Annotated in this window: 19 protein-coding genes; 4 read left to right on the plus strand and 15 right to left on the minus strand. The window is 69.2% G+C overall.

The genetic code is table 11. The annotated features are described in order from the left end of the window. Nucleotides 1-44: 44 nt before the first annotated feature. From ASC76_RS11630 to ASC76_RS11640, 3 genes are read left to right on the plus strand one after another with little or no spacing between them, the layout of a single operon-like run. Nucleotides 45-1,049, plus strand: coding sequence for a tripartite tricarboxylate transporter substrate binding protein (locus tag ASC76_RS11630; RefSeq protein WP_056465642.1), 1,005 nt, complete (start codon nucleotides 45-47; stop codon nucleotides 1,047-1,049). Next, nucleotides 1,046-1,834, plus strand: a complete 789-nt coding sequence (locus ASC76_RS11635; protein WP_056465644.1) for an enoyl-CoA hydratase/isomerase family protein — start codon at nucleotides 1,046-1,048, stop codon at nucleotides 1,832-1,834. The genes ASC76_RS11630 and ASC76_RS11635 overlap by 4 nt, the downstream gene beginning before the upstream one ends. Continuing rightward, nucleotides 1,831-3,363, plus strand: a complete 1,533-nt coding sequence (locus ASC76_RS11640; RefSeq protein WP_056465645.1) for a malonyl-CoA synthase — start codon at nucleotides 1,831-1,833, stop codon at nucleotides 3,361-3,363. The genes ASC76_RS11635 and ASC76_RS11640 overlap by 4 nt, the downstream gene beginning before the upstream one ends. Nucleotides 3,364-3,475: 112 nt before the next feature. On the opposite strand, the gene ASC76_RS11645 is transcribed toward ASC76_RS11640, so the two are convergent. The 7 genes from ASC76_RS11645 to ASC76_RS11675 all read right to left on the minus strand — a co-directional run bounded on the left by ASC76_RS11645 (nucleotide 3,476) and on the right by ASC76_RS11675 (nucleotide 9,728). Beyond that, on the minus strand, nucleotides 3,476-5,134 hold the full coding sequence (locus ASC76_RS11645; protein ID WP_056465647.1) for an MFS transporter: 1,659 nt from the start codon (nucleotides 5,132-5,134) through the stop codon (nucleotides 3,476-3,478). A 200-nt stretch (nucleotides 5,135-5,334) separates the two neighbouring features. Continuing rightward, the gene (locus ASC76_RS11650) at nucleotides 5,335-7,056 is read right to left on the minus strand and encodes a cation acetate symporter (RefSeq protein ID WP_056465649.1); all 1,722 of its coding nucleotides are present in this window, start codon (nucleotides 7,054-7,056) and stop codon (nucleotides 5,335-5,337) included. Further along, nucleotides 7,053-7,361 carry a DUF485 domain-containing protein gene (locus ASC76_RS11655; RefSeq protein ID WP_056465651.1) on the minus strand — a complete coding sequence of 103 codons (309 nt, stop codon included), beginning with the start codon at nucleotides 7,359-7,361 and terminating at the stop codon, nucleotides 7,053-7,055. The genes ASC76_RS11650 and ASC76_RS11655 overlap by 4 nt, the downstream gene beginning before the upstream one ends. A gap of 96 nt (nucleotides 7,362-7,457) precedes the next feature. Further along, on the minus strand, nucleotides 7,458-8,099 hold the full coding sequence (locus tag ASC76_RS11660; protein WP_056465653.1) for a 2-hydroxychromene-2-carboxylate isomerase: 642 nt from the start codon (nucleotides 8,097-8,099) through the stop codon (nucleotides 7,458-7,460). After that, on the minus strand, nucleotides 8,096-8,302 hold the full coding sequence (locus tag ASC76_RS11665; protein ID WP_056465655.1) for a DUF1289 domain-containing protein: 207 nt from the start codon (nucleotides 8,300-8,302) through the stop codon (nucleotides 8,096-8,098). Before ASC76_RS11665 ends, ASC76_RS11660 begins: the two co-directional genes overlap by 4 nt. Continuing rightward, on the minus strand, nucleotides 8,299-8,796 hold the full coding sequence (locus ASC76_RS11670; RefSeq protein ID WP_056465657.1) for a YbaK/EbsC family protein: 498 nt from the start codon (nucleotides 8,794-8,796) through the stop codon (nucleotides 8,299-8,301). Before ASC76_RS11670 ends, ASC76_RS11665 begins: the two co-directional genes overlap by 4 nt. Further along, nucleotides 8,793-9,728, minus strand: coding sequence for a hydroxymethylglutaryl-CoA lyase (locus ASC76_RS11675; RefSeq protein ID WP_056465658.1), 936 nt, complete (start codon nucleotides 9,726-9,728; stop codon nucleotides 8,793-8,795). The genes ASC76_RS11670 and ASC76_RS11675 overlap by 4 nt, the downstream gene beginning before the upstream one ends. Before the next feature lie 113 nt (nucleotides 9,729-9,841). On the opposite strand from ASC76_RS11675, the gene ASC76_RS11680 reads away from it, so the two are divergent. Next, nucleotides 9,842-10,087, plus strand: coding sequence for a hypothetical protein (locus tag ASC76_RS11680; protein WP_056465660.1), 246 nt, complete (start codon nucleotides 9,842-9,844; stop codon nucleotides 10,085-10,087). Here ASC76_RS11680 and ASC76_RS11685 read toward each other — a convergent pair. From ASC76_RS11685 to ASC76_RS11720, 8 genes are all read right to left on the minus strand, one after another. After that, on the minus strand, nucleotides 10,044-12,044 hold the full coding sequence (locus ASC76_RS11685) for an acetyl/propionyl/methylcrotonyl-CoA carboxylase subunit alpha (RefSeq protein WP_056465662.1): 2,001 nt from the start codon (nucleotides 12,042-12,044) through the stop codon (nucleotides 10,044-10,046). The genes ASC76_RS11680 and ASC76_RS11685 overlap by 44 nt on opposite strands. Nucleotides 12,045-12,054: 10 nt before the next feature. Then, the gene (locus ASC76_RS11690) at nucleotides 12,055-12,678 is read right to left on the minus strand and encodes a DUF4126 domain-containing protein (RefSeq protein ID WP_056465664.1); all 624 of its coding nucleotides are present in this window, start codon (nucleotides 12,676-12,678) and stop codon (nucleotides 12,055-12,057) included. A 3-nt stretch (nucleotides 12,679-12,681) separates the two neighbouring features. Then, nucleotides 12,682-13,473 carry an enoyl-CoA hydratase/isomerase family protein gene (locus ASC76_RS11695; protein ID WP_056465666.1) on the minus strand — a complete coding sequence of 264 codons (792 nt, stop codon included), beginning with the start codon at nucleotides 13,471-13,473 and terminating at the stop codon, nucleotides 12,682-12,684. After that, nucleotides 13,470-14,003, minus strand: a complete 534-nt coding sequence (locus ASC76_RS11700) for a DinB family protein (protein WP_056465669.1) — start codon at nucleotides 14,001-14,003, stop codon at nucleotides 13,470-13,472. Before ASC76_RS11700 ends, ASC76_RS11695 begins: the two co-directional genes overlap by 4 nt. A gap of 3 nt (nucleotides 14,004-14,006) precedes the next feature. Then, nucleotides 14,007-15,140 carry an acyl-CoA dehydrogenase family protein gene (locus tag ASC76_RS11705; RefSeq protein WP_200947131.1) on the minus strand — a complete coding sequence of 378 codons (1,134 nt, stop codon included), beginning with the start codon at nucleotides 15,138-15,140 and terminating at the stop codon, nucleotides 14,007-14,009. 1 nt (nucleotide 15,141) lies between these two features. Further along, nucleotides 15,142-15,639 (minus strand): GNAT family N-acetyltransferase, encoded by a 498-nt coding sequence (locus ASC76_RS11710; RefSeq protein WP_157615695.1) that lies wholly within the window; start codon nucleotides 15,637-15,639, stop codon nucleotides 15,142-15,144. 23 nt (nucleotides 15,640-15,662) lie between these two features. Further along, a complete protein-coding gene (locus ASC76_RS11715) occupies nucleotides 15,663-17,270 on the minus strand; it encodes a carboxyl transferase domain-containing protein (protein ID WP_056465674.1) in 1,608 nt (535 codons plus the stop codon). 92 nt (nucleotides 17,271-17,362) lie between these two features. Beyond that, the gene (locus ASC76_RS11720; RefSeq protein WP_056465676.1) at nucleotides 17,363-17,974 is read right to left on the minus strand and encodes a 2-hydroxychromene-2-carboxylate isomerase; all 612 of its coding nucleotides are present in this window, start codon (nucleotides 17,972-17,974) and stop codon (nucleotides 17,363-17,365) included.

Below are 17,974 nucleotides of genomic sequence, written 5' to 3' on the forward strand. Positions count from 1 at the left end.
TCCGCCACGCGCGAACCGCATCCACCACCGACGGAGACAACCGCATGAGTTCAGACATCAACGCGACCGGCATCACGCGACGCCGCCTTCTGCAGACGGCAGCCGGCTCGGCCGCGCTCGCCGCGCCGTTCGCCCGCGCGCAGGGGGCCTGGCCGACCAAGCCGGTGACCATCGTCGTGCCGTTTCCGAGCGGCGGCGGCACCGACGCGTTCGCCCGCCCGCTGAGCGCGCAACTGACCAAGAGCCTGGGCAAGCAGGTGATCATCGACAACCGCGGCGGCGCCGGCGGCACCGTCGGTGCCGCGATCGCGTCGAAGGCCGCGCCCGACGGCTACACCTTCTTCATGGGCGCGGTGCACCACGCGATCGCGCCGTCGATGTACCCGAAGCTCGACTACAACCTCGAGACCGATTTCATCCCGGTCGGCCTGGTCTCGAGCGTGCCGCAGGTGATCGTCGTCAACCCGCAGCGGGTGCCGGTCGCCGACCTGAAGGGCCTGCTCGCCTACCTGCGCGCCAACCCCGGCAAGCTGAACTATGCGTCGGCCGGCAACGGCACCTCGCACCACCTCGCCGCCGAGCTGTTCAAGCTGCAGACCAAGACCTTCATCACCCACATCCCGTACCGCGGCGCGGGGCCGGCGCTGTCCGACCTGATCGCCGGCCAGGTCGACATGATGTTCGACGGCCTGGGCTCGTCGGCCACCCACATCAAGGGCGGGCGCATCAAGGCGCTGGCGGTCGCGTCGCCGAAGCGCGCGCCCGGCTTCCCCGACGTGCCGACGTCCGCCGAAGGCGGCGTGCCGACCTACCAGGTCGCGACCTGGTACGGCCTGTGGGCGCCCAAGGGCACGCCCAAGGAGATCGTCGAGCACATGCAGGCCGAGATGCGCAAGGCCTTCGCGACACCCGAGCTGCAATCGGCCTGGAACGGCCTGGGCACCGACATGCCCAACCTGTACGGCGACGCGTTCGGCCGCTTCGTCACCAGCGAGACCAAGCGCTGGGCCGAGGTCGTGAAGGCGTCCGGCGCGAAGATGGACGGATGAGCGGAACCGTTCTCTTCCAGGCCGCAGGAGACGACGGCGTCGCTCGCGTGCTGCTCGACCATCCCGGCAAGCTGAACGCGATCGACATCGCGATGTGGGGCGAGCTGCAGCGCGGGTTCGCCGCGCTGCAGGCGCTGCCGGTCGAAGCGGCGCCGCGGGCGGTGATCGTCGCCGGCGCGGGCGGGCAGTTCGCGTCGGGCGGCGACATCGTCGAGTTCGCAACCTTCCGCTTCGACGAGACGCGGCTGCACGACTTCCACGAGCAGATCGTCGCGCCCGCGCTGCACGCTATGCTGGCCTGCGACATCCCGCTGTTCGCGCAAATCGACCGCGCCTGCATCGGCGGCGGCTTCGAGATCGCGGCCTGCTGCGATATCCGCGTCTGCGGCGAGTCCAGTCGCTTCGGCGCGCCGATCGCCAAGCTCGGCTTCCCGATGGCGCCGGGCGAGCTCGAATTGCTGGCGCGCGTCGCCGGCCCGGCCGTGCTGCGCGAGATGCTGCTCGAGGCGCGGCTGTTCGACGCGGCGCGCGCGCTGCAGCTCGGCCTGGTGCACAGCGTGGTCGCGGATGCCGAAGTCGGGGCGCAGACGCTGCTGCGCGCCCGTCACGCCGCCGCGCTGTCGCCACAGGCGGCGCGCATCAACAAGCGCACGCTGCGCCAGCTCGCCACCGGGGGCCCGACGCCGCCCGAGCGCCGCGCGCACTTCGACTACGCTGCCAGCGCCGAACACCGCGAAGGCGTGACCGCCTTCATCGAGAAACGCTCTCCCCGCTTCCGACCATGAACCAGAACCTCTTCAGCGCGCTGCGCGCCGGCTTCCCCGCCGACCTCGACAGCATCGCGATCGAAACGGCCGACGACGCGGCACTGCGCTACAGCTGGCGCGACCTCGACCGCGGCACCGCGATGCTCGCGAACCTGCTCGGCTCGCTCGACCTGCCGGCCGGCAGCCGCGTCGCGGTGCAGACCGAGAAGTCGGTCGAGGCGCTGATGCTCTACCTCGCGGTGCTGCGCGCCGGCCTGGTCTACCTGCCGCTGAACACGGCCTACCAGCGCGACGAGATCGGCTACTTCATCGGCAACGCCGAGCCCGCCGTCGTGGTCTGCGCGCCGAAGAACTTCGGCTGGGTCAGCCGCATCGCGTTCGCGGCCGGCACCACGCACGTCTTCACGCTCGGCGACGACCGCAGCGGCAGCCTGCTGCAGCGCGCCGCGGTGCACAGCGACGTCCACGCGCCCGTGGTCCGCGGCGCCGACGAGCTTGCCGCGATCCTCTACACCAGCGGCACGACCGGGCGCAGCAAGGGCGCGATGCTGACCCACGGCAACCTGCTCAGCAACGCGCAGGTGCTGAAGACCTACTGGGGCTGGAAGCGGGGCGACGTGCTGATCCACGCGCTGCCGATCTTCCATGTGCACGGCCTGTTCGTCGCCTCGCACGGCGCGCTGCTGAACGGCAGCAAGATGATCTGGCTCAACAAGTTCGAGCCGAAGACCGTGGTCGCCCACCTGCCCGAGGCGACCGTGTTCATGGGCGTGCCGACGCTGTACACGCGCCTGCTCGCCGAGCCCGGCATGACGCGCGCCGCCTGCAGCCACATGCGGCTGTTCATCAGCGGTTCGGCGCCGCTGTTGCTCGAAACCTTCAACCTGTTCCGCGAGCGCACCGGTCACACCATCCTCGAGCGTTACGGCATGAGCGAGACTGCGATGCTGACCTCGAACCCGTACCACGCGGCCGACGGCGAACGCCGCGGCGGCACGGTCGGCTTCCCGCTGCCCGGGGTGGGCGTGCGCGTGGTCGACGACGCCGGCGCACCGTGCCCGACCGGCGAGATCGGCCAGATGCAGGTCCGCGGCCCGAACGTGTTCAAGGGTTACTGGCGCATGCCGGAGAAGACCGCGGAGGAGTTCACCGCCGACGGCTGGTTCAAGACCGGCGACGTCGGCAGGATCGACGAGCGCGGCTACGTGACGATCGTCGGCCGCAGCAAGGACCTGATCATCAGCGGCGGCTTCAACGTCTACCCGGCCGAGATCGAGAGCACGCTGAACGACATGGCCGGCGTCGGCGAGAGCGCGGTGATCGGCGTGCCGCACCCCGATTTCGGCGAGGCCGTGGTCGCGGTCGTCGTGCCGCGGCCCGGCAGCACGCCGGACGCCGCCGCGCTGATCGCCGAGCTCAAGGCCAAGATCGCGAACTTCAAGGTGCCCAAGCGCGTGTTCGTCGTTGCCGAGTTGCCGCGCAACGCGATGGGCAAGGTCCAGAAGAACCTGCTGCGCGACGCGCACAAGGGGTTGTTCGCGGCGTGAACGAGACCGACCGCTGCCCGCGCTGCGGCCTCGCGGAACTCGGGACTCCAATAGAAGAAGCCGGCCCGGTCTGACGACCGGGCCGGCTTTCAGGCGATCGATCGCGCCGCGATCAATCGTGCTTGTAGATGTCCACGTCCTTGGTCTCGCGGATGAACAGCATGCCCACCACGAAGGTGATGCTGGCGAAGATGATCGGGTACCAGAGGCCGTTGTACATGTTGCCGGTCTGCGCGACGATCGCCAGGCCGGTCGCCGGCAGCAGGCCGCCGAACCAGCCATTGCCGATGTGGTACGGCAGGCTCATCGAGGTGTAGCGGATGCGCGTCGGGAACATCTCGACCAGCATCGCCGCGATCGGACCGTAGACCATCGTCACGTAGATCACCAGCAGCGTCAGGATCGCCACCATCATCGGCTTGTTCATCTTCGCCGGGTCGGCCTTGGTCGGGTAGCCGTGGTCCTTCAGCGCCGCGGAGACGGCCGCCTTGAACGCGGTGTCCTTGGCCTTCGCGTCGGGACCCGTGGCCGCGTACGACTCGATCGTCTTGTCGCCGATCGTGATCTTCGCCGGACCGGTGCCCGCCACGTTGTCGTAGCTCACCGAACTGGCGGCCAGCACCTGCTTGGCGACGTCGCACGAGCTGGTGAACTTGACCACGCCGGTCGGGTTGAACTGGAACGAGCACTCGTTCGGGTCAGCCGTGACGGTCACCTTCGAGGCGGCCTGCGCCTTCGCGAGATCGGGGTTGGCCGCCTCGGTCAGCGCCTTGAACAGCGGGAAGTAAGTGAGCGCCGCGATCAGGCAGCCGGCCATGATGATCGGCTTGCGACCGATCTTGTCCGAGAGCCAGCCGAAGAAGATGAAGAACGGCGTGCCGATGGCCAGCGCGATCGCGATCATGATGTTCGCGGTCGCGTTGTCGACCTTCAGCGGCCCGGTCAGGAAGAACAGCGCGTAGAACTGGCCGGTGTACCAGACCACCGCCTGGCCCATCGTCAGACCGACCAGCGCCAGGATCACGATCTTCAGGTTCTTCCACTCGCCGAACGATTCGGTCAGCGGCGCCTTCGAGGTCTTGCCTTCTTCCTTCATCTTCTTGAAGGCAGGCGATTCGTTCATCGACAGGCGGATCCACACGCTGATCGCGAGCAGCACCACCGACACCAGGAACGGCACGCGCCAGCCCCAGTCGGCGAACGCCGCCTCGCCGATCATCGTGCGGGTGCCCAGGATGACGATCAGCGACAGGAACAGCCCCGCGGTGGCCGTCGTCTGGATCCAGGACGTGAACAGCCCGCGCTTGCCGTGCGGTGCGTGCTCGGCCACGTAGGTGGCGGCACCGCCGTATTCGCCGCCGAGCGCCAGGCCCTGCAGCATGCGCAGCAGGATCAGGATGATCGGCGCGGCCACGCCGATCGAGGCGTAGTTGGGCAGGATGCCGACGATGAAGGTCGACAGGCCCATGATCAGGATCGTCACCAGGAAGGTGTACTTGCGGCCGATCATGTCGCCGAGGCGGCCGAAGAACAGCGCGCCGAACGGCCGCACGATGAAGCCGGCTGCGAACGCGAGCAGCGAGAAGATGGTCTGCGAGGTCGGGTCGAGGTTCGAGAAGAACTGCCGCCCGATGATCACGGCGAGCGTGCCGTAGAGGTAGAAGTCATACCACTCGAATACCGTGCCCAGACTGGAAGCGAAGATGACCTTCTTCTCTTCCTTCGTCATGGGCTGACCGACCTTTGAGCCGGCTGCCGCTGTGGTTGCCATATCGACGTCTCCTGTTATGAACCTGGAGCACCGCCCCCCGGCGATGCTTGGGGCGGATGTTCGACGCGGGCTCTGACCGGTTCCTTACGCGAAGCTGAACCGGACCTGACAAACTCCGTGGCAACCCTGACGGATCATTTCTCGATGCGAGAGTGGAATGTCAAATCGCCGACACCCCGGGAAAGTCCTCAGTGGCCTGCTCAGTGGCCCGATGCGGACGATGCGCCGATCCCGGTCTCCGAGCGCACCTGCTGCGCCAGGAAGCCGTCGCGGTCGACCCGGGCGCGCGGGCTGCGGTCCAGCACCGAGAACAGCCAGATGCCGACGAAGCCGATCGTCATCGAGAACAGCGCCGGCGAGGTGTACGGGAACAGCGCCGAGCCCTTCGGGTAGCCGAGCGTGGCCTCCCAGACCGACGGCGAGACGACCGTCAGCACCACCGACGAGATCAGCCCGAGGAAGCCGCCGATCACTGCGCCGCGCGTCGTGCAGTCCTTCCACAGCACCGACATGAACAGCACCGGGAAGTTGGCCGACGCGGCGATCGCGAACGCCAGCGACACCATGAACGCGATGTTCTGCTTCTCGAACGCGATGCCCAGCACCACGGCGAGGATGCCGAGCGCGACGGTGGTGATCTTCGAGATGCGCAGCTCCGAGCCGCTCGGCGGTTCGCCCTTCATGATCACGGTGGCGAAGATGTCGTGCGAGACCGCCGAGGCGCCCGACAGCGTGAGGCCGGCCACCACCGCGAGGATGGTCGCGAACGCCACCGCCGAGATGAAGCCGAGGAAGACGTTGCCGCCGACCGCGTTGGCGAGGTGGATCGCCGCCATGTTGCCGCCGCCGAGCAGTGCGCCCTTGGCGTCGAGGAACTGCGGGTTGGTCAGCACGAAGGTGATAGCGCCGAAGCCGATGATGAAGGTCAGCAGGTAGAAGTAGCCGATCCAGCCGGTCGCCCACATCACCGACTTGCGCGCTTCCTTGGCGCTCGGCACCGTGAAGAAGCGCATCAGGATGTGCGGCAGCCCGGCGGTGCCGAACATCAACGCCATGCCGAATGAGATCGCCGAGATCGGGTCCTTGACGAAATTGCCCGGCCCCATGATCGACTGGCCGACCTTGGCGGCGGCCTCGGCGGTCTTGCCGTCCTTCAGCGACAGGTCGGTCTTGATCTTGACCGCCTCGGCGAACATCGCCTCCGGGCTGAAGCCGAAGTGCCACATCACCGACAGCGCCATGAAGCTCGCCCCGCCCAGCAGCAGACACGCCTTGATGATCTGCACCCAGGTGGTCGCCGTCATGCCGCCGAACAGCACGTAGACCATCATCAGCGAGCCGACGATCACGACCGCGATCCAGTACTCCAGCCCGAACAGCAGCTTGATCAGCTGCCCCGCGCCGACCATCTGCGCGATCAGGTAGAACGCCACGACCACCAGCGTGCCCGAAGCGGCGAAGATCCGAACCGGCGTCTGCTCGAAGCGGAACGCGGCCACGTCGGCGAAGGTGAACTTGCCGAGGTTGCGCAGCCGCTCCGCCATCAGGAACGTGATGACCGGCCAGCCCACCAGGAAACCGATCGAGTAGATCAGCCCGTCGAAGCCGCTGGCCATCACCGCGGCCGAGATGCCGAGGAACGAGGCCGCCGACATGTAGTCGCCGGCGATCGCGAGGCCGTTCTGGAAGCCGGTGATGCCGCCGCCGGCGGTGTAGAAGTCCGCCGCCGACTTGGTCTTGGCCGCAGCCCACTTGGTGATGAACAGCGTGAACACCACGAACGCGGCGAACATCGCGATCGCGGTCCAGTTCGTGGCCTGCTTCTCCGCCTGCCCGAGGTCGGCGCCGGCCGCCAGCACGGCGACGGGCACGAGGGCCAGGGCGGCCAGCGTCAGCGCGCGGCGGGTGGTCTTGCGGCTCATGACTGCACCGCCTTCTTGATCGCGGCGGTCAGGTCGTCGAACCGCTTGTTGGCGCGCTGCACGTAGATCGCCGTGATGACGATCGTGAACACGATGACGGCGAAGCCGAGCGGGATGCCCAGCGTCATCACGCCGGAGCCGAGCCGGCGCGACAGCAACTCCTTGTCGAACGCGACGAGCAGGATGAAGCCGTAGTACACGACCATCATCGCCGCAGTGAGCCACCAGCCGAAGCGGCTGCGCGTGGCCTTGAGCTCGAGGTATTGCGGGTGGCTTGCGATGCGCTGCACCAGATCGTCTTGCATGCTGTCTCCTGTACGCGCCGGGTCGACTGCCCGCCGTTCATGGACGCATGTTCACCTCATCAACTGACCCTCGTCTGACGCGAATCCAACCGGAACTTACGCGCGCGTCACGCCGGCACGCGGCGCGCCTTCGCGGTTCCAGGCGGGGCCGCTGAACCACGGGTCGCCGCGCAGGCAGGCCGACAACATCGGCAGCGCGTCGAGGCCCCAGAAGAGCCGACCGTCGAACTCGATCGTCGGCACGCCGAAGAGGCAGCGCTCGAGCGCCGCGGCGGTCGAGTCCTTCAGCGCCTGCTTCACCGACGCATCGTCGGGCGCGAGGCGCGGTGCGAGTTCCTGCACCAGCGCGGCCATGCGCGCGGGATCGTTCGCGTCCTGGCCGCCGATCCAGATGTGGCGCAGCACCGCCTCGCAGGCACGCCGGTTCGGCGTGCCGCCGGCCGGCGCGCAGGCCAGCAGCAGGCGCAGCTGCGCGAGCGGGTTGAACGGGTGCTGCGACGGCGTCGCCATCTCGATGCCGTGGTGCTGCGCGAGCCAGTGCACGTGACGGAAGGTCCACGCGCGCTTCGGTTCGATCTCGGCGGGGCCCTTCTGGCCCCAGTGCTTCAGCAGCCCGGCGAACAGGATCGGCCGGTAGCTCACGTCGTACGACACGCCCTCGAGCACCTGCGGCAGCCGCTCGAACGCGAGGTACGCGAACGGCGAAACCGGGTCGAACCAGAAGGTCAGGTGATTCATCGCGTGCGCTCCGTCGATTCGATGACCGCGCGGCGCTCGGCCAGCGCGTCCCAGACCGCGCGCTTCTCGTCGTCGTCCATCACCGACCAGCCCGCGATCTCGTCGAGCGTGCGCAGGCAGCCTTCGCACAGCGCGGTACGTGCGTCCATGCGACACACGCTGTTGCACGGCGAGGCGACGCCGTCGACCACCGGCGCCTTCATGACTGCTGCACCACGTCCTCGACCGGCGCGCCGGTCAGTTGCGCGAGGTCCTTCGGGCTCAGGCGGAACACGCCGTTCGGGTGGCCGGCCGCGGCCCAGATCTCGTCGAAGCGGAACAGCTCGCGGTCGACCAGCATCACGGGCTTGGTCGCGTGCCCGACCGGCGACACGCCGCCGATCGTGAAGCCGGTGCTCGCCTTGACGAACTCCGCGTCGGCGCGCCCGACCGGCCCGACCAGCGCGGCGACCTTGCGCTCGTCGACGCGCCGGTCGCCGGAGGTGACCACGAGCACCGCCACGTTGTCCGATTTGCGCCGGAACACCACGCTCTTCGCGATCTGGCCGACGCCGATGCCGAGCGCGTCCGCCGCCTCCTGCGCAGTGCGCGCCGCGACCTCGAGGAACACCGGCGCGTGCGGATGCCGCTGCTCGGCGAGCACGCTCGCGACGCGCAGAAAGCCCTCGGGCCGGTCCTGCTGCAATGCGTCCGTCATGCCGGGGCGGCCTCCGCCTTCGCGGCGCGCTTGGCGAGCAGCGCGTTGCCCGAGCGCGAGACCGGCTTGCGGCCGAGCGCGTTGGAAATGAACGCGGCGGCGTCGATCAGCTTGTCGATGTCGATGCCCGTCTCGATGCCCAGGCCGTTCAGCATGAACAGCACGTCCTCGGTGCCGACGTTGCCAGTCGCGCCCTTCGCGTACGGGCAGCCGCCGAGGCCCGCGACGCTGGCGTCGAAGGTGTGGATGCCCATCTCGAGGCAGGCGTAGATGTTGCCCAGCGCCTGGCCGTAGGTGTCGTGGAAATGGCCGCTGACCTGGTCGATCGGGAAGTGCTTCAGCGCGCGCTCCAGCGCCGCCTGCGCGCGCTTGGGCGTGCCCACGCCGATGGTGTCGGCGATGCCGCAATGGTCGACGCCGATGTCCTTCATCAGCCGCACGACGCGCTCGACCTCGTCGGGCGTGACCTCGCCCTGGTACGGGCAGCCGAGCGCGACCGAGACCGCGCAGCGCACCTTGATCGCATTCGCGTGCGCCGCCTCGACGACCGGGCGGAAGCGCTCGATGCTCTCGGCGATGCTGCAGTTGATGTTGCGCTGGCTGAAGGCCTCGCTGGCGGCGCCGAACACGACGATCTCGTCGGGGCGGATCGCCGGGTCGGCGATCGCCGCCTCGAAGCCCTTCAGGTTCGGCGTCAGCACCGAATAGCGCACCCCCGGAAGACGCTGCACGCCGCGCATCACCTGCGCGTTGTCGGCCATCTGCGGCACCCACTTCGGGCTGACGTAGCTGGTGACCTCGATCTCGCGCAGGCCAGCGGCCTGCAGCAGGTGCACGAGCTCGATCTTGGTGGCGGCGTCGACCGGCGCCTTCTCGTTCTGCAAACCGTCGCGCGGCCCGACTTCGACGAGGGTGACGTGTTTTGGAATCATGACGAAAGTCTCACTGTCTGTGGGGCTGCGCGGTGCAGCCCCTCGGTCCGGGGATGGGCGCGCCGCGAGCGCTTGCGGAAGATCGCGGCCATCGAATCCGAATCGAGCATCCCTTGAGCACCCCTGACCGCCTGCATCTCGCCGCCCGCATCCATTTTGCGCTGCTGCGCCGTTACTCGGAGAACGTCGGCGTGACCACCCTGCTCGCCGACGGGGACACCGCGCGCGAGGCGCTGTGGGTCTGCGACGCCTCGGGCGACAACGAGCTGATGACCCTGGCCCGCCGTTTCCGCGCCGCGCCGGCGCGCCGTGCCCTCATGCCGCTGGCGCCAGGCGCAGCAACTCGCCCCCTTCGTTGACCTGATCGCCGACTGCGTACAGCAGTTCGGCGACGGTGCCGTCGCGCGGCGCGGCGATCGTGTGCTCCATCTTCATCGCCTCCATCACCGCGAGCGGCTGGCCTTTGGTGACGCTGTCGCCGGCCTTCGCGAGGAAGGCGATCACCTTGCCCGGCATCGGCGCCGCCAGGCCGCCGGTCTCGTGCGCGCCGTCGGCCGAATGGGCGATCGGGTCGAACTCGTCGACCACCGCCGAGCCGTCCGGCGAGAACACGCTGAAGCGTTCGCCGGTCGCGTAGACCGTCAGGTTCAGGCGGCGGCCGCCGAGCGTCACGTCATGCGTGTTCGCGGCACGCGCATGCGTGACCAGCGGCCAGCGCTGCGCGCCGCTGACCAGCGTCTGCGCGCCGGCGCTGCGCTCGAGCGCGAACGGATGGTGGGTGCCCTGCGCCTCGATGTCGAAGCGGCGCGCAGCACTGCCGTGCAGGCGCCAGCCGGCGCGACGCGACCACGGGTCGGCGTCCTCGAGCGTCTGCTCGGCCGCCAGTGCGTGCGCGACGACGCCGGCCGCGGCCACCTCGATCGGCAGCGGCGGCGCATCGAACAACACCGCGCGCTCGCGCTCGATCAGCGCGGTGTCGAGATCGGCCTGCGCGAACGAGCGGCTCGCCGCGACGCGGCGCAGGAACGCGACGTTGGTGTGCAGCCCGACGATGTGGGTCGCGGCCAGCGCCGCGTCGAGCCGCGCCAGCGCCTGCGCGCGGTCGGCGCCCCAGACGATCAGCTTCGCGATCATCGAGTCGTAGAACGGCGAGATCGCATCGCCTTCGCGCACGCCGGCGTCGACGCGGACGTTGCCGCGTTCGAAGCTCACCGCGTCCGACGGCGTGCGGTAGACCTCGAGGCGGCCGGTCGCGGGCAGGAAGTTGGAATCCGGGTTCTCGGCGCAGATGCGCGCCTCGATCGCATGGCCGTGCCGGCGCAGTTCATGCTGCTTCAGCGGCAGCGGCTCGCCGGATGCGACGCGCAGTTGCCACTCGACCAGGTCGAGCCCGGTGATCGCCTCGGTGACCGGGTGCTCGACCTGCAGCCGGGTGTTCATCTCCATGAAGAAGAAGCGCAGGTCCCCATCCGCGGTCGGCTCGGCGATGAACTCGACCGTGCCGGCGCCGACATAGCCCACCGCCTTCGCGGCAGCGACCGCCGCCGCGCCCATCTCGGCCCGCCGCGCCTCGCTCATGCCCGGCGCGGGCGCTTCTTCGAGCACCTTCTGGTGGCGCCGCTGCACCGAGCAGTCGCGCTCGAACAGGTAGACGCAGTCGCCGTGGCTGTCGCCGAAGACCTGGATCTCGATGTGGCGCGGCCGGGTCACGTAGCGCTCGATCAGCACCGCGTCGTCGCCGAAGCTGTTGATGGCCTCGCGCATGCAGGACGCGAGCGCGGCGTCGAACTCCTCCGTCTTCGTGACGATGCGCATGCCCTTGCCGCCGCCGCCCGCGCTGGCCTTGATCAGCACCGGGTAGCCGATGCGGTCGGCCTCGCCCTTGAGCATCTGCGGGTCCTGCCCGGCGCCGTGGTAACCCGGCACCAGCGGCACGCCGGCCTTCTCCATCAGCTGCTTGGATTCGGCCTTCAGCCCCATCGCCTTGATCGCCGAGGGCGGCGGGCCGATGAACACGAGCCCGGCATCGGCGCAGGCCTGCGCGAAATCCTCGTTCTCGCTGAGGAAGCCGTAGCCCGGGTGCACCGCCTGCGCGCCGGTCGCGAGCGCCGCCCCGATCACGCGCGCGCCGAGCAGGTAGCTCTCGCGCGGCGACGAGCCGCCGATGTGCACCGCCTCGTCGCAGGCGTGCACGTGCTTGGCGTCGGCATCGGCGTCGGAGTACACGGCGACGGTGCGCACGCCCATCCGCTTCGCGGTGGCCGCCACGCGGCAGGCGATCTCGCCACGATTGGCAATCAATATCTTCTTGAACATGCAGTGACCCTCATGTCGACGGTTGACCCGCCCCGAACCAACCGGACACGCGCCGCGCAAGGCGACGCAGGAATCTCGCGAACACCCAGGTCAATGCGACCATCACGATCAGCGCGACCGCGAGCGCGGCGAAGAAGATCGTGGGGTGCTCCCACGACAACCACAGGCTGACCGGCACCACGCTGTCGCCGAGCAGCGACATCGCGAGGTTCGAGAACGGCTCCGGCGATGCATTCAGCGCGGCCCGGGTCGTCGCCTTCGAAATGTGGCTGGTGGCTGCAAGCGTGCCGCCCATCAGCGCCGCGGCCATCGCCCAGCTCGACTGGTCGGCCCCGAACACCGCGGCCGCGAGCGCCGCGCCGGCAGGGATGCGCACGACGGTGTGCACCATGTCCCACAGCGAATCGAGGCCCGGGACCTTGTCGGCGAAGAACTCGACGAACAGCATGAAGCCGCTGGCGCCGAGCATCGGGATCGACTGCAGCACATGCAGCCCGGCGGGCAGTTGCACCCAGCCGAGGTGGCCGGCCAGGCCGGTCAGGAACACGACCGCGTAGAGCCGCAGCCCGCTGGCCCAGCCGAGCGCTGCGGCGATCGCGAACAGCCCGGTGGTGTCGAGCGGCAGGTCCGTCATCGCTCAGGCCTCGGGCAACCACGCCGGCTTGCGCTTGTTCAGGAAGCTCTGGATGCCCTCGCGACCCTCGTCGCTGGCGCGGATGTCGGCGATGCGGCGCGCGGTCTCGGCGCGCAGCGTGGTGTCGAGCGGCAGGCCGGCGACGTCCTGCACCAGCAGCTTGCAGGCGCGCGCCGCCATCGGGCCGTTGGCGACCAGCGTCGCGACGATCTCGGCGACCCTCGCGTCGAGCGCCTCGGGCGCGACGAGTTGGTGCACGAAACCCATCGCCGCGGCCTGCGCCGCGCTGAAGCGCTCGGCGGTGACGAAGTAGCGGCGCGCCGCCTGTTCGCCCATCGCGCGGATCACGTACGGGCTGATCGTGCCGGGCAGCAGGCCGAGCTTCGCTTCGCTCAAGCAGAAGTTCACGCCCTCGGCCGCGACCAGCACATCGCACACCGCCGCCAGGCCGACGCCGCCGGCGTAGCAGTCGCCCTGCACGCGCCCGACCACCGGCACCGGGCAGCGCCAGATCGCCCAGAGCATGTCCGCCAGCGCTTGCGCGTCGGCGTGATTCTGCTCCCAGTCGTAGCCAGCCATCGTGCGCATCCAAGACAGGTCGGCGCCGGCGCAGAACGCCTTGCCGTGGCCGCCCAGCACGATCGCGCGCAACTCGGTGTCGGCCGCGAAACCGGTGAAGGCGGCATGCAGTTCGGCGATCACGCCGTCGTTGAACGCGTTGCGGACGTCGGGGCGGTTGAGCCAGACCTCGGCCACGAAGCGCGAGGGGCGGCGGATGTCGAGCGTGGTGGTCATGCGGTGGCTTTCTCGGTGCGGGCGGCGGCGCGTTCGGCTTGCAGCATCCACACCAGGTCGATCTCGGGGCATGGATGGCCCATCGCGGTGATCGCCGCAGTGATCTGGCCGCGGTGGTGGGTGCCGTGGTTGAAGACATGGCCGAGTGTCGCGGCGAACGGCAGCGATTGCGCGACACCACGGGTGGTCGTGTAGTCGAGCGTGCCGTCGAAACGCGTGTCGTCGAGCGCGGCGATCAGCGCGAGCCAGCGGGGCGCCGCGTCCAGCAGGCGCTCGCGAAGGCGCATGCGATCGGCTTCGAGCTCGGCGTTCAGCGCGAGCTGATTCGAGACGCCTTCGGCAAAACGGGGGTACCAGATCGCATGCTCGCCGACGAGCAGGTGGTTCAGCGTGCCGTGCACGCTCTTGAAGAACAGCCCGCAGTCGCGCCGGTAATCGGCCTCGGGCAGCGCATCGACATGCTCGAACAGCCGGCGCGTCGCCCACGCGTTGTAGCGCGCAAGGGTCGTGAAGTAGGCGCGCGGGTCCATCGCTCAATAGCGCTTCGCGACCTCGTCGAGCATCACCTCGGTCGCGCCGCCGCCGATCGCCAGCACGCGCGCGTCGCGCCAGAGCCGCTCGATCGCGGTCTCGCGCATGTAGCCCATGCCGCCGTGGAATTGCTGGCAGGTCTGCACGACCTCGTTGACCAGCTCGCCGGTCAGCGCCTTGAGCATCGAGACCTGCTGGACCACGTCCTGCTTCTGCGTGACGCGCCACGCGCAGTCGTACATGAAGCTGCGCGCGGCCTGGACCTTGGCGTCGCACATCGCCAGACGCTGGCGGACGACCTGCTTGTCGAACAGCGGGCCGCCGAAGGCCTGGCGCTGGCGCACGAAGTCGATCGTCATCTTCAGCGCCTGGGTGCAGTGGCCGATCGCCATCGCCGCCAGTGCGATGCGCTCGGTCTGGAAGTTCTTCATCACCGAGTAGAAGCCCTTGTTCTCCTCGCCGAGCAGGTTGGCGGCCGGGATGCGGACGTTGTCGAACACCAGCTCGGCGGTGTCGGACGAGAGCCAGCCCGACTTCTTCAGCGCGCGGCCGACCGTGAACCCGGGCGTGCCCTTCTCGACGATGAACATCGACATGCCGTGGCGCGCGCTCGTCGTCTTCGCGGCGACGAAGTACAGGTCGGCATGCACGCCGTTGGTGATGAACAACTTGGTGCCGTTGATCACCCAGTGGTCGCCATCACGTTTCGCGGTCGTCTTGATGCCCGCCACATCGGAACCCGCGCCCGGCTCGGTGATGCCGACCGCGGTGATCTTGCGCCCGGCGATCACGTCGGGCATGTACTTGTCGAGCTGCGCCGCGCTGCCGGCGTGGTGCAGGTGCGGGCTGGCCATGTCGGTGTGGACCAGCACCGTGATGATGAAGCCGCCGAAGGTCGACTGCGACAGCGCCTCGGCGAACACCAGGTTGGTCAGCGCATCGGCCTCGGCGCCGCCGTACGCGCTCGAGTACATCAGCCCGAACAGGCCGGCGTCGCCCATCTTGCGCAGCACCTCGCGCGGTGTCATGCCGGCGTCTTCCCAGGCCTGCGCGTGTGGCTCGACCTCGCGGGCGATGAAGCGAGCGATCTGCTCGCGCAGCTGTTCGTGCTCGGGGGTGATGTAGATGCTGCCCATGTCAGGTCGCCTTGTCATGCACCCAGCGCCAGACCAGGCCGTCGTCGGGGTCGATCGTTTCGCCATCGCGCCGGAAACCGATGCGCTGGAGGAGCCGCCACGAGGCGGTGTTCTCGGGAGCCGTGAACGCGCTGACGCGGCTGGCGCCGTGCGCGAACGCCTCGTCGGTCAGCCGGCGCGCCGCCTGCGTCGCCAGGCCGCGGCCCTGCCACGCGGGCGCCAGGCCATAGCCGATCTCGACCTCGCCGTCGTCGAGCGGCGGCGCCTTGACGCCGCCCGAGCCGATCACGCGCGCGCCGCCGACCACGTACAGCCGCGTGCTCAACACGCTGGCCCACGTCGGCGCCGCCTGCATGTTCACGAGCGCGCGCTCGTAGACGAAGCGCGGCGCGCAGGCGCCTGGCTCGAGCGCCAGCGCGTGGCGCTGCGCGAACGCGTCCGGCGCCTCGATCAGCTCGTGCAGGTCGCGCTCGGTGAGCGGCAGCAGGGTCAGGTGCATCGCGTGGGCCGGCGGTGCCAGGGTCACATGCGGAACACGCCGAACTTCGCGTCCGGGATCGGCGCGTTCAGGCTGGCCGAGATCGCCAGCGCGAGCACGTTGCGGGTCTGGGCCGGGTCGATCACGCCGTCGTCCCACAGCCGCGCGCTGGCGTAGTACGGATGCGCCTGGTGCTCGAACTGGTCGAGGATCGGCTGCTTGAACGCCGCCTCCTCGTCCTCGGACCACGCGCCGCCCTTGGCCTCGATGCCGTCGCGCTTGACGGTGGCCAGCACGCTCGCCGCCTGCTCGCCGCCCATCACGCTGATGCGCGCGTTCGGCCACATCCACAGCATGCGCGGCGAGTAGGCGCGGCCGCACATGCCGTAGTTGCCGGCGCCGAAGCTGCCGCCGATGATCACGGTGAACTTCGGCACCGTGGCGGTCGAGACCGCGGTGACCATCTTGGCGCCGTGCTTGGCGATGCCCTCGGCCTCGTACTTCTTGCCGACCATGAAGCCGGTGATGTTCTGCAGGAACACCAGCGGGATCTTGCGCTGGCAGCACAGTTCGATGAAGTGCGCGCCCTTCAGCGCCGACTCGCTGAACAGCACGCCGTTGTTCGCGACGATACCCACCGGCATGCCCTCGATGTGCGCGAAGCCGGTCACCAGCGTCGCGCCGTAGCGCGCCTTGAACTCGTCGAACTCGCTGCCGTCGACGATGCGCGCGATGATCTCGTGCACGTCGTACGGCTTCTTGGTGTCGACCGGGATCACGCCGTGCAGTTCGTGGGCGTCGAACAGCGGCGGGCGCGGCGGCACCAGCCGCTGGCCGTGCGCCTTCGACCAGTTCAGGTTCGCGACCGAGGCGCGCGCGATCGCCAGCGCATGGGTGTCGTTCTGCGCCAGGTGATCGGCCACGCCGGACAGGCGGGTGTGCACGTCGCCGCCGCCGAGTTCCTCGGCGCTGACGATCTCGCCGATCGCGGCCTTCACCAGCGGCGGGCCGGCTAGGAAGATCGTGCCCTGGTTCTTCACGATGATCGACTCATCGCTCATCGCCGGCATGTAGGCGCCGCCGGCCGTGCACGAGCCCATCACCACCGCGATCTGCGGGATGCCTTGTGCGCTCATGTTGGCCTGGTTGAAGAAGATGCGGCCGAAGTGTTCACGGTCGGGGAACACGTCGTCCTGGTTCGGCAGGTTGGCGCCGCCGCTGTCGACCAGGTAGATGCACGGCAGCCGGTTCTGCATCGCGATCTCCTGCGCGCGCAGGTGCTTCTTGACCGTCATCGGATAGTAGGTGCCGCCCTTCACGGTCGCGTCGTTGCAGACCACCATGCACTCGACGCCGCTGACCCGGCCGATGCCGGCGATCAGGCCGGCGCCGGGCGCGTCGTTCCTGTACATCTCCAGGGCGGCGAGCGGCGCGATCTCGAGGAACGGCGTGTCGGGATCGAGCAGCATCTCGACCCGGTCGCGCGGCAGCAGCTTGCCCCGCGCGACGTGCTTCGCGCGCGGCGCGTCGCCGCCGCCCAGGGCGATCTTCGCGAGCCTGGCATTCAAGTCGTCGACCTGCGCGCGCATCGCCGCAGCGTTGGCCTTGAAGTCTTCGGAGCGCGGGCTGAGTTTCGAGGCGAGTGCAGGCATGCGGGCTTTCTCGGCGCCGGGGGCGTCAGGGTGTCGCAGTTGACGTATACGTCAATTGTAGGGGTCGGGCGGGCCGAGCGTCAGGGATGGGTCTAGAACGGGCCCTTCTCCAGCCAGCGCTCGATCATCGGGCGCCGGTCGTTGCCCCAGAACGGCTCGCCGTCGATCACGAAGAACGGCGCGCCGAACACGCCGAGCGCGATCGCGGCGTCGTTCGCGGCCTTGAGCGCGGCCTTCCATTGCGGGTCGTTCCAGACGTCCTGCGCCTGCGAGCCGTCGAGGCCGAACTCCTCGGCCAGCGCGCGCAGCGCCGCCGGCTCGCTCAGGTCGACGCCGCGCGCGAACAGCGCCCGCAGGCCGTGGCGCGCCCAGTCGCGCGCCCGGTCCGGGGCGGTGGCGTGCAGCCACCAGAAGATGCGGGCCGCGTTCTGGGTCGGGATCGGGAACTTCTCGGGCATCTTCAGCGGCACGCCGGCAAAGCGCGCCGAGCGTTCGAAGTCCAGCATCGAGTATTCGCGCTTCAGCGGGTACGACACCGGGCTCTTGATGTCGGTGACCTGGAACGTCGCGCCGAGCAGGATCGCGTGCCACGCGACCGTGCGGCCGTGGCGCGCCGCGAGCGCCTCGATCCATTCGGAGGCGATGTACGAGTACGGCGACGAAAAGTCGAAATAGAAGTCGATGGCGGGACGTGGTGCGTTCAT

It is taken from the genome of Rhizobacter sp. Root404 (assembly GCF_001425865.1).
GTDB lineage: Bacteria > Pseudomonadota > Gammaproteobacteria > Burkholderiales > Burkholderiaceae_C > LMDS01.

Bases quoted from the DNA above. Each gene is read 5' to 3' on its own strand.
- ASC76_RS11720 (WP_056465676.1), bottom strand. From the start codon at position 17,974: ATGAACGCACCACGTCCCGCCATCGACTTCTATTTCGACTTTTCGTCG.
- ASC76_RS11645 (WP_056465647.1), bottom strand. From the start codon at position 5,134: ATGGCAACCACAGCGGCAGCCGGCTCAAAGGTCGGTCAGCCCATGACG.
- ASC76_RS11685 (WP_056465662.1), bottom strand. From the start codon at position 12,044: ATGTTCAAGAAGATATTGATTGCCAATCGTGGCGAGATCGCCTGCCGC.
- ASC76_RS11675 (WP_056465658.1), bottom strand. From the start codon at position 9,728: ATGATTCCAAAACACGTCACCCTCGTCGAAGTCGGGCCGCGCGACGGT.
- ASC76_RS11715 (WP_056465674.1), bottom strand. From the start codon at position 17,270: ATGCCTGCACTCGCCTCGAAACTCAGCCCGCGCTCCGAAGACTTCAAG.
- ASC76_RS11700 (WP_056465669.1), bottom strand. From the start codon at position 14,003: ATGGACCCGCGCGCCTACTTCACGACCCTTGCGCGCTACAACGCGTGG.
- ASC76_RS11705 (WP_200947131.1), bottom strand. From the start codon at position 15,140: ATGGGCAGCATCTACATCACCCCCGAGCACGAACAGCTGCGCGAGCAG.
- ASC76_RS11710 (WP_157615695.1), bottom strand. From the start codon at position 15,639: ATGCACCTGACCCTGCTGCCGCTCACCGAGCGCGACCTGCACGAGCTG.
- ASC76_RS11630 (WP_056465642.1), top strand. From the start codon at position 45: ATGAGTTCAGACATCAACGCGACCGGCATCACGCGACGCCGCCTTCTG.
- ASC76_RS11650 (WP_056465649.1), bottom strand. From the start codon at position 7,056: ATGAGCCGCAAGACCACCCGCCGCGCGCTGACGCTGGCCGCCCTGGCC.
- ASC76_RS11665 (WP_056465655.1), bottom strand. From the start codon at position 8,302: ATGAAGGCGCCGGTGGTCGACGGCGTCGCCTCGCCGTGCAACAGCGTG.
- ASC76_RS11660 (WP_056465653.1), bottom strand. From the start codon at position 8,099: ATGAATCACCTGACCTTCTGGTTCGACCCGGTTTCGCCGTTCGCGTAC.
- ASC76_RS11670 (WP_056465657.1), bottom strand. From the start codon at position 8,796: ATGACGGACGCATTGCAGCAGGACCGGCCCGAGGGCTTTCTGCGCGTC.
- ASC76_RS11635 (WP_056465644.1), top strand. From the start codon at position 1,046: ATGAGCGGAACCGTTCTCTTCCAGGCCGCAGGAGACGACGGCGTCGCT.
- ASC76_RS11690 (WP_056465664.1), bottom strand. From the start codon at position 12,678: ATGACGGACCTGCCGCTCGACACCACCGGGCTGTTCGCGATCGCCGCA.
- ASC76_RS11655 (WP_056465651.1), bottom strand. From the start codon at position 7,361: ATGCAAGACGATCTGGTGCAGCGCATCGCAAGCCACCCGCAATACCTC.
- ASC76_RS11695 (WP_056465666.1), bottom strand. From the start codon at position 13,473: ATGACCACCACGCTCGACATCCGCCGCCCCTCGCGCTTCGTGGCCGAG.
- ASC76_RS11640 (WP_056465645.1), top strand. From the start codon at position 1,831: ATGAACCAGAACCTCTTCAGCGCGCTGCGCGCCGGCTTCCCCGCCGAC.